This is a genomic window from Paenibacillus sp. MER 180 (assembly GCF_023713665.1).
In the GTDB taxonomy this organism is placed as follows: Bacteria; Bacillota; Bacilli; order Paenibacillales; family Paenibacillaceae; genus Paenibacillus_B; species Paenibacillus_B suaedae.
Genome location: NZ_JAMAVT010000005.1, coordinates 327,687 through 344,833, shown reverse-complemented (window position 1 = coordinate 344,833; position 17,147 = coordinate 327,687). Strand labels below are relative to the sequence as shown.

The window sequence follows — 17,147 nt, the reverse complement described above, 5'->3', positions numbered from 1 at the left end:
TAGGAGAAAAGTTCCTTGAAAATGAAAGCGTCAAAACTTCAATTTCACTCAAGCAATATTATGAAACATGCACAACTACAAAAGGAGATTCAGTTAGAATTGCATTTCCATATACAACGAAGAAAACCCGCTACTATCGACTGTAAGATGATGAAGCGGGTTTTCATTTACCCATGGCACTTCATGTTGAAAAATTCATCTGAACAATCATGGGTTCACTTTATACAAAATAAAGGACATGACCGAAGGAGGTGATCCCTTTTAGCTAAATCCGTATCTAACCCAAAAGTTTGATCCGAAAGGAGAGATCAGGATGAAAAAAATGATGTTTGGGCTTTGCTTGATGCTGCTCATATTGACGTCTTTCAACTTTGGTAGCATGGACGCTAAGGCGGCAGAGGGGGCACGGATTGCTCTTAGTAACCCTTCAAGTAGCGTACATGTTGGTGACACGTTCAAGTTGCAAGTGAGCGGTGAAAATTTCAATGATCTATTTGGTGTCGAGGTTTCGCTATCGTACGACCTCAAGGCTTTGCAGGTGCTGGAGGTAAAGGCCGGTGACGGGTATGATACGTTTGGCGCTTACAAGGATGATGCCAATGAAGGGAAGCTTTATATCCCCGTGATGAGAAAACAGCTGCAAGGAATTCCGCAGGCATCTGTTCGCCTAGCAGAAATTACGTTTAAGGCGCTGCAGGGAAAACAGGCCGCTGTCGAGATTCAGCATGTGAAAGCCGTAAGCAGCGAAAGAGTTGTTAATGAGCAAGGATACAAAGATTTGAAAGTGCTTACATCTAGTGTAGGTGAAGCAATAACATTTACAATTTCGAAGAAGGATGACCGAGATCCGTCTCCGGGATCGGGGTCAGGTTCAGGATCGGGCACCACGAGCGGACAGACGGGTTCAAGCAAGGAGCCGGTTTGGAATATGGATGCCATATTGAAGGAAAAGGATCCGGTACATGCTGCGGAAATGCTGCAAACCTTACTGAACGGGTTGAAATCGGAACCGGCTTCGGCGGACAAGGAGGTAACGCAGAAAGCTGCGTTATCTATCCTGGAAAAACTATCTTCCATTTCTATGAATAAAGAGGGCTTGGATACCTATGTGATTACTCCAGAGGATCTAATCAAGCGAAAAACACTTTTGGAGGACATGAAATTATCTCTGTCTCAATGGAAGATGAATACTGCGGAAATCAATAAAATCGAGCTTAATGCATTGTTGGAATATACGCTGGGCGGACGTGATGTCAATAAACTGGGCGTTTATCGTTATAACACGGCTACGGCTGCTTGGGATTATATCAGGGAAGCCCTCCATCAAGAGCAGGCTAGTAAATTCGGGCTGGTTGTAAAGCAGGCCGGGACATACCGAGTGATTGAATATACCAAGTCGTATGAAGATATTTCCGGCATTTATCCGGAAGCTCGATATGCAATTGAGGCTCTGACTGCGAAGCATATCGTGCAAGGGATATCGGAGACGTTATTTTCGCCTAGCAAAGCAGTGACCCGCGCTGAGTTTTCTTCCATGATCGTGAAAGCGCTCTCCTTGGATCGGCTTATAACGGATCGTAAAGAAGAAGCTGCATATTCGGATGTTAGGAAAGGCGATTGGTATTACGAAGACGTGAAAATAATGCATCAGCTTCAAATAACCAAAGGTTATGACGATGGCACATTCAAGCCGAATGAACCGGTGACCCGTGAGCAGATGGTCGTCATGATGATGAATGCATTACAAATCCTCGGTCAGGTTCAGGGCGGCAATGCGCAGGCTTCAGGCAATGCGTTTGCTGATCAAAATGCAATTAGTTCTTGGGCCCAATCGTCGGTAAATAAGGCAAAAGAAATGAAGATCGTTTCAGGTACGGGGCAGAACCTATTTATGCCGAAGCAGTCTTCAAATCGTGCCGATACGGCCGTGTTGATTTGGAAAATGCATCAGCATGCGAAATAATGGAGGGGAGTCGGTTATGTTGAACTCCGGATTGAAAAATGCTTGGAAAATGGGGAGAATTGCCGCGTTGGCTTTTCTAATCACCTTGCAGCCGTTAATGCTTGTTCCCGGAACCGCCGAGGCTTCTGGGGTAAGTAAAGATGCGATATTTGCCGGACAGGGCGGTGATCCAGTCGATCAGCCGATTGGCGAACCCGCTGATGGTGGGCTGACTGATGGATCTGGTATGGATAACGGTGAGCCTGGCGATGGTTCAGTTGATGTGCCGTCCGATGGCAAAGATGGTGATCCGGCGGACGGTATGGTTGAACAACCGCAGGAAGATCCGGTGGATGACTCCTTGATCCCGGAAGGAGAAGAAAAGGGTCCGCTGCTTGAGCCTGTAGGGGCGGGCGAACTGGCTTCTCAAGAAATTCATGAAGTGAAACCACTCTTCAATAACGGGTTTGAAGAGACGTTGAATGCGGATGGAACCATCCCGGGCTGGAGCATGTTTTTTGCTCCGAATGAGGGAACTTCCTATGAAATAACGCAGGATATGCGGTATTACGGCACTTCCAGCCTGAAGCTGGTAGATAAATCGAATACACTGCCGATTTATGTGCAGAGCGATCCGCGCCATGTAACGCCGGGCTATACGTATAACGGGTCGGCCATGATGTATATTGCCCCGAATGCAGGAAATGCGGCCGGAGCGAGCCTTGTGCTTCGTTTCTATGATGCAGCCGGGAAACAGGTCAATACGGATAAGGATGGCGAGAACATCGTTCATTTAAGAACCGTCGGGTCGTGGATGCGGGTTACGGTAACGGGTACTGCTCCTTCCAATGCTGTAAATGCGAGATTAGCAGCTTCTATTTCTAACTACTTTACTGCGGAGTCAGGTGCTTTTTATGATGACTTCACTTTAACCTCACCGCAAGAAGAGAAAGCGCCAGGCACCTTGCATCTGCAAATGCCAACAGGCATTTCAGGCAGCCAGCAGCTTGAAGCCAAGATTATCCTGAGCCGAGGTCAGGACGTGCAGAAGGCATTTGGCAGCTTGCGTTATGATCCGACAGTGCTGGAGGTTGTGTATGCAGCCGTCGCAAGTGATTTTCATACAGGTGGGGAAGCAAAGCTGGATTGGAGTCATGAAGCGGGGGTTCTGAAATTCGAGGTATCCAAAACAGCGGGTTCTAGCGTCAGCAATGATAAACAGATCATAAATGTCAACTTTAAAGTTTTGGGTGAACCAGATCGTGTTGATGTTACGCTGCTTTCGGGCTCCGGCATACAGGATTCAGAAGGTATCCAGAACAACAAGATTTATATCGGTACATCCGATGAACGGGCTAGCACCCAGATCCGCAGAGCATCTCTGGATGTGAACGGCGACGGGAAGATTGATCTGTTTGATGTGATGGCTGTAGCCAAAATGGTGGGTCAAATGGCGGCGGGGGACAACTGGAAATATGATATCAACAATGACGGCAGAATTGATCATGCGGATGTCGAGGCGCTGACCAACGCGATCCTGTCGAAGCTGCTGAATTTGGATGAAGGAGGACATGCTCTATGATACCACGCGGTATGAGAAACCGTTCAATTACTATGGCGCTTATCTTGGCACTGGGGCTGAGTACGCTATTGCCGATGGGGGCGCAGGCAGCCTCGGAGAAGGAGAGTAAATTGTCGAAATTAAAGTTTGGAACGCCCATAAATCTCGGTTATCCGATCCGTACCGTATCGATCAACGACGGCGTGATGGGAAAAGAAAATGGAAGGGATGTGCTGTACACAACAGCATCAACCACTCCTGCCGTATTTAACGTGATAGATGTCAAAAATAACGCGCTAATCCGTACTTTTGAGCTTGAAGGAGTCGCCCAATCGTGGAGACATGTCATTGCTCCCGACGGTACCGTTTATATTGGCACCAATACCGCATCAGGTACGGGAGAGCTGTGGAGCTACTCGCCGGCTACCAAGTCCGTTCAGAAGCTGAAGGTCATCGGGGGCGAGAAATCAGTATGGTCCATGACGACCGATCCAGAAGGAAATGTCTATATCGGCACCTATGATCATGGCAAGCTGTTCCGATATAATCCGAAGACCAAAGAATTAAAGGATTACGGGAGTTTACTTGCTAACCACAACTATATACGCTCCATGGCTTACGTTGATGGTTACATTTATGCCGGCATGGCGCTTCCATTCGAAGTCGTGAAAGTGAACGTGAAGACGGGAGCTTCGGAAGTCATCTCCGACGCAGTACCGGGCATTCTTGGTGTAGAACATGAAAAACTGGAATTTGCCTATGATATGGCCGTAGTGGATAAATATCTGTTTGTCAAAGCAAGTGGAGAAGCAGGTTTGATGATGGTCTACTACAATCTGCAGGAACAGAAGTGGGAAGATAAATATATAGGTGTTGATCCAGTAAACGGTAAGGGAGTGATGAGCTATAACCAGATCCCTGTCGCGGACGGCAAGGCTTATGTGCCAGCCCACGGAGGCATCTTGGAGGTTGATTTGTCGACGCTTGCGACGAGAAATACGGGAATTAGCTTTGCTACTTCCTTACGTGGGGCGGCATGGATCGATATGGGGGATCCTGAGCTAACCCCTGACCGCACGATCGTGACGATCCAGGCCAACGGCAAATTATCGGCGCTGGACGTGAAGAAAGGACTGCGCAAAGATTTGCCTGGCGTTGCCGCCAAAGGCGGACCGATTCCGATTCATAATATGGAGCGGGGAACGGATGGACGCCTGTATATGACCGCTTATCCCGGCGGGGTCGGAGGTGCGTTTGATCCGGTAACCCGTGAATCATCCAACTTCTTGATCGGACAAGCGGAAGGGATCGTATCTGCCGGAAATAAGGTATATTACGGGATATATCCTGGCGGGTACATTTATGAGACGGATATTTCCAATGGCAAAATGAGCGAGCCCAAGCAGCTGTTCCAGGTTGGATCAGGTCAAGATAGACCCTATAAGATGGAGTATGCGGACGGAAAGTTGCTGATCGGTACGATTCCGGACTATGGGCAATTGGGCGGAGCATTAACGATTTACGATTTGGCAAGCGGGGAAAAGCAGGTGTATCGCAATATCATCCAGGATCACAGCATTGTAGGTCTTGCCTATAAGAACGGTAAAATTTATGGTTCAACCACCAAATCTGGAGGATTAAACACAACGATGCCTGCGAATAACCCGGAAGTGTTTGTTTGGGATATCGCGAAAAAGGAAATGACGATGCATACACAGCTTACATCGTTGACTGGGCTTGGCAATCATCGGATGATCAGCGGCCTTACTATTGGTCCGGACGGTTTGCTGTGGGGCGGCGTTGACGGCATACTTTTTGCATTGAATCCGGACGATCTTTCGGTCGTCAAGCAAAAAAACATATATCCCGATGTGAAGGATTACGGAATGTGGCGTCCGTATTATTCCCGCTTGGGTGAGGATGGTCTTCTGTATATCAGCCTGGCGAACCGGATGACGGTTGTGGATCCGGCCACGATGGAGTATCGCTCGTTAACTCCAAGCAACTTTGAGATGAGCTTCATGACACTTGCTAAGGACGCGGACGGACATGAACAAATCTATTACACGGATAAAACGAAATTAATGATGATCCCGATTTCCGAATCTGACAGCGTAAAGACGGTTGTGAGAAACGGCTGTTTCGGGGAACCGCTAAATGCGGATGGAACCATCCCAGGCTGGAGCAGCGCGGAAGCAGGAACGGAAGTTGAGTATAGCCTTTCGAAGGAACAGAGCTTTTGTGGAGAACAAGGGCAAAGCTTGAAGATTATTGACAAGTCACAAAGCAATAAAGGAATCGGCAGCTATCTTAGCGATCCGATTCCAGTCGTCCGCGGCGGCGAATATACGGCTTCGGCGAAACTCTATATCGAGCAGGGACTGATTGAAGGCTTGAGAACGGATGACTCCGGCATCGTTTTATATTTCTATGATAAATCCGGTGCCCGGATCAGTACGGTAGCAGGCACGATAATTAAAGGCATGCCACAAAAAGAATGGATCGACATTTCAGCGACCGGCACTGCTCCAGAACAAGCGGTATTCGCACGAATATCCCTATATTCTTCAGCGTGGAACATGATGGTCGGATATTATGACCAAGTGACCTTTGAAGGACAGTCTCCGGGCGGGCTGCAATTGAAAGCTGTGGGCGAAGTGTCCGTCGGAGATACGTTTGATGTGATCTTGCAGGCCAAGGACGTTACCGACCTGTATGCGGTGCAGGCAGCATTGGCATTTGACCCCGCCCTGTTCGAAGTGGTGGATGTTCGGATGGCAGACGGGTTCGGTTCCACATCTACCGCTTATCTGGGTTGGAACCAAGACGGCGCGAAGGGCAAAGCCAACATCATTGCTACTCAGTTAGGAGATCGAGCACTAGGCGGCAACGTGGATATTGCGCATATAACCATAAAGGCGAAGCAATTTGGCGATCCGGCGGAAGTGGTGCTTACCAAACAGTCGTTCTTTACCGACAAAAATGGAGATGTGACCAAACTGTCTTATATGCTCTCGGAAGATGAGAAGCTTGGCATCCGATTCGCTTACGATGTAGAAGATTTCAACAAAGACCATAGAGTAGACGCTCAGGATATCGCGCTCATTGCCAAGCAATTGGGCAAGAAGCTTGACGACAGCAACCGAATGATGGACTTGAACGGAGATGGAATCATTGATATCAGCGATATTGCACTGGTCGTATTGAAATCGCTAGAGTCCGTGAACTAGGGTTCTGCCATCTGAGCAGCCCTTTATAAACAAGGCGCCCCTTCTTTCGGTTGAATGCCGGAAAAGGGGCGCTGTCTCATCTATGAGTACATCAATGAGATGTTTATAGTACGTTGTTACGACTAGTTTTGGGCGGGCGATAGATAAAAAGACCAAACGAACGAAATCATACGCTTGGCCCTTTTATTTTAATAGACTTGATTCAAACTAACCATCCCAAGACTACCGTAAGAACCTTGAAATTCCCCTTTAAGGACATAAGTTCCTGCACTAAGGTATCCAACTGAAATCTCGACAGGACTTGGGGAAGTGGGGCCAATATTCACGGTAAACTTTCCAGTCTAATACTCTATTTTTTCCACAGATTAGCAACATAATGAATACACTGTTACATACGAATCAAATTATATTTGACAATATTAGTAGATCAATTTGGAATGAAGTGGGATATGGATTTATAATTATGAAGGGGCAATCATTAACAGGATACTGATCTGACGCGGTTGTCACTAATATCTGCCCTGTAGAGTGTGATCTTTCAGGAAGCTGGTTCGAAAAAATGCTTTTGAAGTTTTGACAGGATGAGGTGCGAATATGGAACAGGTCATTATTGATTCATATAACCCTGAATGGATAAGAAGGTATGAAGAAGAACGAGACAAGATTATGGAAGCCGTCGCGGACATAGGTTTGGCGGTTGAGCATATCGGAAGCACGTCGGTGCCGGGGCTCAGTGCCAAGCCAGTCATTGATATGATGCTTGGTGTACGGGAATTAGAAGATATGAAGGCGAAGCACATCGAACGATTGCTGGAGATTGGTTATGAATATGTGCATAAGCCAGATTTCCCTGAACGATTGTTTTTTCGCAGGGGACAGTGGAGAGCGGGCACAGAGCATCTGCATGTCTATCTGTATAATGGGGGGAATTGGAAGGACAATATTCGATTCCGCAATTATTTACAGATGCACCGGGATGCAAGGGAGCAGTATATGCAGCTTAAGCATGCTTTAGCTGCACAATTTCCGCATGATCGCGTTCAATACACAGCGGGGAAGGCTGATTTCATACAAGGCATCATCAATATGGCGCGTAGGGAAAATGTGAATCTGGATTAAGGTAGGGTAAAGTTTTATTTATATTGTTCTTTCACAAGCAATCTTCCACTTTAAGCGGTATATTGAAGGTATATCGATGGACGGTAAATAGATGTGATTCTATTTGGCTTAACGAAGGAAGAATTTGTGCAGAATGAGCGGGAGTGTAATAGAAAGGAAAAATCAAAAAACAGGAATTGTTGCGTAGGGAAGAAAAGGTTATTCCTTTGTAAAATATCGTATAAAACCAATAGGAAGAAGGAAATGAAGTGACCATTCGTTTAGCTGAAAAGTTGGAGTTACCACACATCATGAAGCTCTTCTCACAGTGTACAGCACATATGATTGCTCAAGGAATCGATCAATGGGATGAACATTATCCCAACGTGGAAGTGGTAGAACAAAGTATAGCCAGTGGGTCAATGTATGCCTATTTTAAGGATGATTTGATTTGTGGAGCCATTACCTTGCACAGCAGTCAGCCTACCGAGTATGAGACGATTCAATGGCAGTCTGGTCAGGATGCGGAGTGTCTTGTTGTTTATCGCCTTGGGGTTGATCCAGAATGGCAGGGGCAAGGGATAGCAACGAAATTAATGGGCTTTGCAGAGTGGTATGCAGGCAACCATTCTCTATCTAGCATTCGATTAGATTGCTATTCCAAAAATGAAAGGGCTTTATCATTCTATCAACATTTACACTATGAAATAAGAGGAACGGTTATTTTTCCACATTCGGATGTCCCGTTTTACTGCTTAGAGAAGAGAATTCGTTAACATCCCTATCAATAAAAACGAAAAGAGTGGGATACATACATATGATAATTGAACTTGAGCGCGAGCAATTTTATACATGTACGGATTTAGTAAATTGCACTACGATGCTGGAGCCGAATGCAATCGTTGCAGGCAACAACCCCGGCAGAATATTTGTCGATCATCCAGACTCGCCAAGGTCCGCAATGGTGTGGCAGGGCAATTTAGATGGTTTTTTATTTGTTGGTGACGCTACTAATGCATCCTTCAATAGGGACATAAGAGTCTATATGGATGAAGTGTTACGTGAAGAAGCGCTGGGATTAGGATTGGAGTGGGCAGAATGCATCGGCACTCATCCAAGTTGGAATCAAGCGATTGAGCACATATTTGCCGATCGAGAGTTGTCCTCATGGACATCTTATGTATATTCGCTAATGTTGCCCGATTACAAGCAAGAAGCAATCCAATTGCCTGACCGTGATTATACGGTTGTCCAAGTTACAGAGGAACTGCTGCAAAATAAAAGTATTCGGAATCATTCTTTTCTTGAATCCAGAGTACTAGACTTTTGGGAATCGACGGAGCGGTTTCTACAAGAAGGTGGTGGTTTTTGTGTGATGCACAATGAGACCGTCGCAAGCTTGTGCATGACCGGATTCCGATACCGTCATATTCATGCGCTAGGAATTGACACGATAGAGCAATATCGTGGACGCAAGCTTGCGAAGATTGCAGTTCGTGCGTATGCGGAGCATTTGTTTTCCCAAGGACAATCGATGTGCTGGGACTGTACAGCGTCGAATAAGCCGTCGAGTGCAATTGCAGAGCGAATAGGGTTCCAGAGAGAAATGAGCTACAAGGGATATCAATATAAGCTGTAGTAGGGAACGTACTTTCTATTATGTAAACCAGGAGGCTGATGATGAATGACGCAATTATCACATCGAATGCAGCGTGAGATTACGAAGCAAGTACAGATAAATTATCTATTATATTTGCCTGACAAGTATGGAAAGGATCCTGAGGCGAAATGGCCATTATTGCTCTTCCTGCATGGGGCTGGCGAGAGAGGACACGACATCGAATTAGTGAAGCGGCATGGACCGCCGAAGTTGGCTGAGAAGGGAGAAAAACTCCCTTTTGTTATCGTCTCTCCACAATGCCCGGAAGAATCATTATGGGAAATAGAACGCGATGCAATTATCGCTTTGCTGGATGACGTATGCGAAACCTATCGTATTGATGAAAGCAAGATCTATGTAACTGGTCTGAGTATGGGGGGAGTTGGAACATGGAACTTGGCCGCAAATTACCCCAATAAATTCGCAGCGATAGCGCCGATCTGTGGCGGGGGAAACCCAAAACAGGCAGTACAGCTCACGCATACACCAATCTGGGCATTCCATGGTGAGAAAGATGCTATCATACCTGCTGAAAAATCGAGCGAGATGGTGGATGCGGCGAACGCAGCAGGCGGCAATGCCAAGCTAACCATATATCCGAATGCCAATCATGATGCATGGACGGAAACCTATCAAAATCCAGAGCTATATCAATGGCTGCTAAGCCACTCCAAGCCTGCTTCATCAAGCGAAGCGAAATGAGAAATAAGTTAAATCGATGAACGAGCATCCATGATCTTTTCCAGCTGCCAATCCGGTTTATTCCAATAGATTATCTTCAGTAGGAGGAACGAAGACATGTCAAAGGAAGTAAATCTGCAAGACCTTGAACAGCGCCTAACGGAGGTAGAGAAGCAGCTTGAGAGAAATCAGAGGTTTATTCGAGGGTTCAAGTATGTAATCATTGCAGTTATCGTTATTTTCCTTGTTACATTCGGAATCGGAGTCATTCAGTTTATTGGTGCAGGCTCTGCATAGATGAATGAATCATTTATTCACACAGTAGATCGTTAGAACAAGAATGATAGATATAGAAAATTACACGACAGAGAAGGTTGTTGAATCGAACATGGAATCATTATCTACATGGATTATCGAAGCAGATATATCAAGTATGCAGGCGGCAATGAATGGGGGAGAACTGACCGCGGAAGAGCTGGTTAACGTCTATTTGGAACGTATCCGTAAGGTTGATTCGGAGCTTCGTTCCATTTTAGAAGTAAATCCGGATGCGATTGCAATTGCATGTGAACTGGATAAAGAACGGCAAGAACGGGGATGTCGTGGGATGCTTCATGGCATCCCCATTGTATTGAAGGATAATATCGATACACAGGACAAGCTGCACACAAGTGCAGGTTCGATCGCACTGGCGGAATGGATCGCACCAGAAGATTCTTACGTAGCAGCACGTCTGCGTGAGGCGGGCGCGATCATTCTAGGGAAGGCAAATATGACCGAATGGGCAAATTTTATGTCAAGCACAATGTGGGCGGGCTATAGTTCTCGAGGTGGGCTAACGCTTAATCCATACGGGCCAGGCGAATTATTTGTTGGCGGGTCGAGTTCGGGTTCGGCTGTTGCGGTAGCGGCAAATTTAACAGCTGCTGCAATTGGAACGGAGACGTCAGGTTCGATTATTTCTCCATCCAGTCAAAATAGTATTGTTGGCATAAAGCCGACATTAGGTCTCGTCAGCCGAAGCGGAATTATCCCGATTACAGTGAGTCAGGATACGGCTGGACCGATGGGGCGAACCGTAAGAGATGCAGCCATAGTGCTGGGTGCGATAACGGGGGTCGACGAGACAGATGCATGTACGCAGACGAGTAAGTCTCGATCATATCGCGACTATACACCATTTTTAGATGAGAGCTTCATCGGGCAGGCGCGAATAGGGATTCCAAGATTTTATTATCAGGACTTGGATGAAGCGAGGCTAGCGATTATGGAGTCTGCCATCGAGGTGCTGAGAAGCAAGGGTGCAACCATCATTGATCCGGTGGAGCTGTCTTGTGAGCATGTAAACTGGGATTCCAATGTACTTCGATATGAATTCAAGAAAGCGCTGAATGACTATCTAGCTCGATTGGACATTACGATGCCTGTCCATTCTCTTGCAGAGGTTATTGCGTACAATGAAGCGCACGCAGACATTGCCTTGAAATACGGTCAAAATGTGCTCCTATTGGCGGAAGAGACAAGTGGTACGCTAACGGAGCCAGAATACCATGCTAGCCTCAATCGCAATCAGGAGATGGCTCGCAAAGGCATCGACGAAGTCTTGAGTGAGCATCAACTGGATGCACTGTTCTTCCTAGGCAATGAGCATGGCGCTGATCTGGCTGCTCGAGCCGGGTATCCATCCATCACCATCCCGGCGGGATATGCCGAGTCTGGGATTATAGCACCTGGGGGCTATACGACGAAAGGGCCGCAAGGAGTTACCTTTGTCGGAAGGGCTTATGCGGAACCGACTTTGCTTAGACTGGCCTATGGTTATGAACAGGCGACGAAGCATCGGGTTGCTCCTCAGTTAGAAAAATAATGGGGATATCCCTTAGTTAGAGGACAGGGTGCTGTATATTTATTCATCGTGAGTGATACACATTGTATCTATTGCATCTATTATGAGCAAAATAGCTGGAATATTGATCCTGCTCTGCAGTCTCGAAACTGTGTGAATAGTATTACGATACCTACTAGAGTTAGAGGTGGATTGGAAATGGAAAGCGGCATCGCATCCGAAGAGCTAATCAATGAAATTGAACAATCCGAAATCAATTATATGTGGGATCGCATGCTTGCGATTCAGCAGAAACCGGGCAATCCCGAGGCTGTAAAACTGGAGCGAATTGGGGAAGCTGCGTGCTACTTTAGTGCTGGAATGCCTTGGCCGACTTTCAACACGATAAAAGGATGCAGAGGAGCGGATATAGACCGAATCGAAGATATGATGAAGTTCTTCACGGATCGTGGAGGGAAGCCGCAATTCGAAATTGTGCCCGGGATGGTGGACGCTCCATTTCTGAAGCGGTTGTCGGAGCGCGGCATGTATCCCTCTGGTCATCATACATCCATGTATTACGGGATAGAGCCGAAGGCGTTTGAAGAAAAGTGGGTGGATGATCAGCGCATTCGCGTAGCTGAGCTGCAAGAAGACGATTTCGAAATGTATGCCACGATTCATTGCAAGGGAACTGGATTACCGGACAGCGGAATCCCGCATGTCGCGATGAATAATCGAATTTTATATCATCGTCCGGGCTGGAAGTTCTATGTCGCTTATGTTGATCAGCAGCCTGCCGCTGCAGGGGTCATGCATATGCACAACAGTATTGCCTCCTTGACATTTGCGGCGACCTTACCGGAATATCGCAGGCTCGGATTGCAGAGCCGGCTGTTGAAACATAGAATCGCAGAAGCAGCAAAGCTTGGCTGCCGGTTGGCCGTTAGCCAGTGCGCATTTCTATCACCAAGCCATCGTAATATGGAGCGGGAAGGAATGAAGATGGGTTACGTACGAACAACATGGACGAGCAAATAGAAAGTAACTCAAATAAGGTGGAATTCGAGATGGAAGTCATGAGCGGGGAACTATTTACGATTGACACATTAACGAAAGATTTTGAGGCTTTGGGCGTGCTGCCGGGGATGAACCTTATTCTGCACTCCTCTATGAAATCATTAGGCAGCTGGGTCGCGGGCGGCGCATCAGCTGTCATACTGGCGCTCGAAGAGCAGCTAAGTGAGCAGGGAACTCTGGTCATGCCAACGCATACCGTGGATTTATCAGATCCATCGACATGGCAATGCCCTCCTGTTCCGGAATCGTGGTGGGAACCGATTCGGGAGCAAATGCCAGCATTTGATATTGCATTTACACCGTGCATGGAAATGGGGGTCATTCCAGAGCTTTTCCGTAAGCAGAGCGGGGTTGTGCGAAGCTATCATCCTCAGGTTTCCTTTGCTACGTGGGGAGCGAACAAGGATCGGATCATTGCGAATCACAGTCTCGACTACAGTCTGGGTGAACAGTCTCCGATAGCGAAACTGTACGAGCTAAACGGTTGGGTCTTGCTGCTGGGCGTTGGGCATGGCAATAATACGTCTATCCATTTGGCTGAGTATCGTGCTGAATATGTGAGCAAGCAGATGATGGTGTTGAAATCTCCGATGATCGTAGACGGTGTGAAATCATGGGTAGCCTATCAAGATATAGACTTCGATACCGATGACTTTGAGAAGCTGGGGGCTGACTTTGCCCGTGATACTGGTTATGTGCGCAGCGGGAAAATAGCAAATGCAGATGCATTGCTTATGCCTGTCCGAGAGCTTGTTGATTATGCTGTTCAGTGGATGGAGAGAAATCGACGCTGAACGCACACAGCACCTCTTTGTACCTATCGATGTTGGTAATGACGCAAGATGAATCTAGCTATAGAACGATATAGAACATCTGCAATTGCGATACCGCAAGCAATACCCGCTGCTCCGAATGCAACTTGCACAATTCCGGAGCCTGAGAAGGAGTCGCTGCCGGCAATTAGTCTGCGAAGCGCCTCATAGAATGTAATGCCGGGCACGATCGGCACTATTCCAGGTACGATATATACCGTAACTGGCAAGCGGAACTTGCTGGCTGCAGCCCGCGCAGCGAAAGCCAGTAAAAACGCAGACGTGAAGCTAGATAGAAAAACAACGAATCCTCGGGAAATGAGCTGGATATAAGTGATCCAGCCGATCGTGCCTATCAGTCCTCCCGCAATAACCGAACGCTTCGGCACATTGCATAGAAGCCCGAACGATACAGCAGCAAAGAAGCTACATATCATATAATGGCGATATCTCTCATCGTCAAGCCCCTTCTTTCTTTGTCTGATTTACCGAAGAAATAGATAAGATGCACTTGCAATGCCGGCGCCGAGCGCGCTAGCGGTAAACAACGCTTCGATTGCCACGATCATGCCGGAAATATAATGTCTGGCCATCATATCGCGAATCGCGTTCGTGATAGCGATGCCCGGTACGAGCGGAGCAACCGCCCCCATCATGATGAGATCAAGATGCACCCCTCTATAAGTAAAAGCTATATAGCCTGCCATACCGCCAAGCAAGGCCGCCCCATATTCAGGCAGGAAGGGCGCATGCAATGCTCGTGTCAGCCAGGTATGTATGAAATAGGAAACGAGGCCTGCGAATATGGCTGCTGGCACATCCACGAATGATCCTCCAAATAGGAGCATGATGCTCCCACTCAAGCAGGCTGTGCATATGAACTTGTGCCACAGCTTCAGCTTGCACACATCCCTTTCAATTGCGAATAGACGATGCCGCATGTCTTGAAGACTAATGCGGCCAGCAGCAAAGTCCCGAGATATCTGATTGATGCCGCATATTTTATTCAAGTCATACTGCCGCTTATCGATTCTCTGAAATTGAGAACCGCCCGAATTCAGCTTCACGAAAATGCCATTGACGGTTACGTAGGTGTAATCGCTAGTTGGACGGGAATCTCCGATGGCGTGGCGAATCATCCGCTCCATCGTATCCTCAACCCGACTTGTTTCCGCTCCGTTCTCCAGAAGCAACTTTCCTGCAAAGAGCACTGTCTCCAAGAGGTAATCCTTATCACGCGCCAACGTGCCGATATTCATGAATGGGGAGCCACCTTTCTTTATAGACTGCTACTGAATGAAAAGAGCAGTTGCAAAACTATTTGTGGACAATTATAATCCATAATAGATAAAAAAAGTAGATGAATAAATCGAAATTTTTATTACATCATGCGGAAGGGTGGTATCAGGATGTTGAAGCAGGAGTTGGAAACGCGTATTGCCAAATTGAAAGCAAAGATGGAAGCGAAGGGCTATGATGCATATGTCGTATCGTCACAGGAGGATATTTGGTACTACACGAATATTACGTATAGTCCCGAAGAACGTCCATTTTTTATCGTCATTTCACTTGATAGCAAGCCAACCTTGGTCGTGCCTAAATTAGAAGAGGCACATGTCCAAAAAGGGATATTGGACACAGATACTGTGTCTTATTGGGATTATCCATCACCTGCCGGTGAGAATTGGTTTGAACGGCTAAGCAGTGTATTACATAAATTCCAGCACATCGGTGTAGAGGCGAACATTCTGGCTGAGCATTATGTCCGCATTCAAGGGAGTCATGTAGAGCTATGTCACTTCGTCGCAGCCGACCGGCAGATCAAGAGCGATTACGAAATGGAGCGCATTCGCTTTTGTGCAAATATAGCGGATCGTACGATGCTCGACATTTTCAAGAAGGCGTCGAGAGAAACGATGGTACTCGAAATGTCCGCCCTGACTCAAATTCCGCAGGTAGAGCTGATTAAGACCAAGCAGTTGGATCCCTTGAACACGAACCTGTTAGCCGTCGTCTGGCCAGCTCCTGAGAGTGCCATGCCGCATGGGGTGCCGGATATATACAAAAAGGTTGGGGATGGCCCGAATGTGGCGATGACCTATTACCGAATTAATGGGTATGCCTCGGAATGCGAGCGCACCTTCTTCTTAGGGAATCCGACGAAAGAAGAAACCGAATTGTTCCAATATATGATGAATGCCCGCAAAGCGGCGCTGAGCGTATTGAAGCCGGGCGTTAACGCGAAGGAAGTTGATTTGGCGGCGCGGAATTACTTGGCGCAATATGGACTTATCGGCAATTTGCTGCATCGAACGGGGCATGGGATTGGGTTAAGCAATCATGAAGCGCCATTTGTGGCGGAAGGCAGCGATGAGGTGCTTACAGAAAATATGGTGATTTCGATTGAACCAGGGATCTATGTGGAAGGCGTTGGGGGCTTCCGGCATTCCGATACGGTTCTCATAACGAAGGATGGTTATGAATTGCTGACGCGGGCTCCGATCGAATTGGATGAACTTATATTCTAACATTGATAATTTCGGATAGAGGAATGCGAAGCATGGGTACTCAGCAGGTATCCATGCTCTTTTTTATTTGTGTCGGATTGGAAAATATCTATAATGGAAGTAGAGACGCACATGGCTGGTGCAATTATATTTCGGAAACAGCAAGTAGAAGGAGATAAGGATGCAAATAAAAAGTGGGGTAGAGCAGGCGATTTGCATTTTGGTGATGCTGGCTACTCAGCATCATGGAGATGCAGTCACGAGCGATACGATCAGCGATCGACTGGATGTGTCGCCGTCTTTTTTGAAAAAGATTATGAGAATGCTGGTCGTGCAAAAACTGATTACATCGACCTCGGGAAAGAACGGTGGCTTTCAACTCGCGAAGGATGCGGATGACATTCGGCTGCTCGATGTGTTTGAGGCGATAGAGGGCACCAAGCCATTTTTGAAAACGACGGATTTGGTTCATCAGATCTTTTCGGATCAGCGTGCTGTTGCGATCGGTGAGACAATAATGACCCAAGCCTTCACCAATGCGGAACAGCGTTATCGAGAGGAATTAGGCCATTATTCGCTGGGCGTACTGCTTAGAGAAACGTTCCAAGTAGAAGACTTGCAGCAATTCGATTGGAATGCATATCGTAGGGCATAGCGTGGTTATCGGATAATACTCGATTTTGTAACTTCTAATATCGAAATTCGTATGTATAATAATGGAACAGCATTTACTCGTGATAAGCCCGATCCA

Annotated in this window: 15 protein-coding genes; 13 read left to right on the top strand and 2 right to left on the bottom strand. The window is 47.0% G+C overall.

Annotated elements, in window-relative coordinates; translation table 11 throughout:
- The first annotated feature begins 313 nt into the window (after positions 1-313).
- The 11 genes from M3661_RS10885 to M3661_RS10835 all read left to right on the top strand — a co-directional run bounded on the left by M3661_RS10885 (position 314) and on the right by M3661_RS10835 (position 13,871).
- On the top strand, positions 314-1,963 hold the full coding sequence (locus M3661_RS10885; RefSeq protein WP_251484626.1) for an S-layer homology domain-containing protein: 1,650 nt from the start codon (positions 314-316) through the stop codon (positions 1,961-1,963).
- Positions 1,964-1,979: 16 nt separating this feature from the next.
- Complete coding sequence (locus M3661_RS10880) at positions 1,980-3,524, top strand: dockerin type I domain-containing protein (protein ID WP_251484624.1); 1,545 nt, start codon at positions 1,980-1,982, stop codon at positions 3,522-3,524.
- Entirely contained in the window at positions 3,521-6,733 is a 3,213-nt protein-coding gene (locus tag M3661_RS10875) for a cohesin domain-containing protein (protein WP_251484621.1), read from the top strand. Before M3661_RS10880 ends, M3661_RS10875 begins: the two co-directional genes overlap by 4 nt.
- A gap of 594 nt (positions 6,734-7,327) precedes the next feature.
- A complete protein-coding gene (locus tag M3661_RS10870) occupies positions 7,328-7,852 on the top strand; it encodes a GrpB family protein (protein ID WP_251484620.1) in 525 nt (174 codons plus the stop codon).
- A 248-nt stretch (positions 7,853-8,100) separates the two neighbouring features.
- Positions 8,101-8,607: a GNAT family N-acetyltransferase gene (locus tag M3661_RS10865; RefSeq protein ID WP_251484617.1), complete on the top strand. Its 507-nt coding sequence runs from the start codon at positions 8,101-8,103 to the stop codon at positions 8,605-8,607.
- Positions 8,608-8,648: 41 nt separating this feature from the next.
- Positions 8,649-9,470 carry a GNAT family N-acetyltransferase gene (locus M3661_RS10860; protein WP_251484615.1) on the top strand — a complete coding sequence of 274 codons (822 nt, stop codon included), beginning with the start codon at positions 8,649-8,651 and terminating at the stop codon, positions 9,468-9,470.
- A gap of 45 nt (positions 9,471-9,515) precedes the next feature.
- Positions 9,516-10,193, top strand: a complete 678-nt coding sequence (locus M3661_RS10855; RefSeq protein WP_065290550.1) for a carboxylesterase family protein — start codon at positions 9,516-9,518, stop codon at positions 10,191-10,193.
- A gap of 96 nt (positions 10,194-10,289) precedes the next feature.
- Positions 10,290-10,469, top strand: a complete 180-nt coding sequence (locus M3661_RS10850) for a hypothetical protein (protein WP_065290549.1) — start codon at positions 10,290-10,292, stop codon at positions 10,467-10,469.
- Positions 10,470-10,560: 91 nt separating this feature from the next.
- On the top strand, positions 10,561-12,039 hold the full coding sequence (locus M3661_RS10845) for an amidase family protein (protein ID WP_251484613.1): 1,479 nt from the start codon (positions 10,561-10,563) through the stop codon (positions 12,037-12,039).
- A gap of 177 nt (positions 12,040-12,216) precedes the next feature.
- A complete protein-coding gene (locus M3661_RS10840; RefSeq protein ID WP_251484606.1) occupies positions 12,217-13,038 on the top strand; it encodes a GNAT family N-acetyltransferase in 822 nt (273 codons plus the stop codon).
- 29 nt (positions 13,039-13,067) lie between these two features.
- The gene (locus M3661_RS10835) at positions 13,068-13,871 is read left to right on the top strand and encodes an AAC(3) family N-acetyltransferase (protein WP_251484603.1); all 804 of its coding nucleotides are present in this window, start codon (positions 13,068-13,070) and stop codon (positions 13,869-13,871) included.
- Between the two features lie 23 nt (positions 13,872-13,894).
- On the opposite strand, the gene M3661_RS10830 is transcribed toward M3661_RS10835, so the two are convergent.
- Positions 13,895-14,326, bottom strand: a complete 432-nt coding sequence (locus tag M3661_RS10830) for a threonine/serine exporter family protein (protein WP_251484600.1) — start codon at positions 14,324-14,326, stop codon at positions 13,895-13,897.
- A gap of 48 nt (positions 14,327-14,374) precedes the next feature.
- Entirely contained in the window at positions 14,375-15,148 is a 774-nt protein-coding gene (locus M3661_RS10825) for a threonine/serine exporter family protein (RefSeq protein WP_251484598.1), read from the bottom strand.
- Positions 15,149-15,298: 150 nt separating this feature from the next.
- On the opposite strand from M3661_RS10825, the gene M3661_RS10820 reads away from it, so the two are divergent.
- Together M3661_RS10820 and M3661_RS10815 are read left to right on the top strand one after the other, a co-directional pair.
- Positions 15,299-16,417 (top strand): M24 family metallopeptidase, encoded by a 1,119-nt coding sequence (locus M3661_RS10820; RefSeq protein WP_251484596.1) that lies wholly within the window; start codon positions 15,299-15,301, stop codon positions 16,415-16,417.
- A 160-nt stretch (positions 16,418-16,577) separates the two neighbouring features.
- A complete protein-coding gene (locus tag M3661_RS10815) occupies positions 16,578-17,051 on the top strand; it encodes an Rrf2 family transcriptional regulator (RefSeq protein WP_251484593.1) in 474 nt (157 codons plus the stop codon).
- Positions 17,052-17,147: the final 96 nt, after the last annotated feature.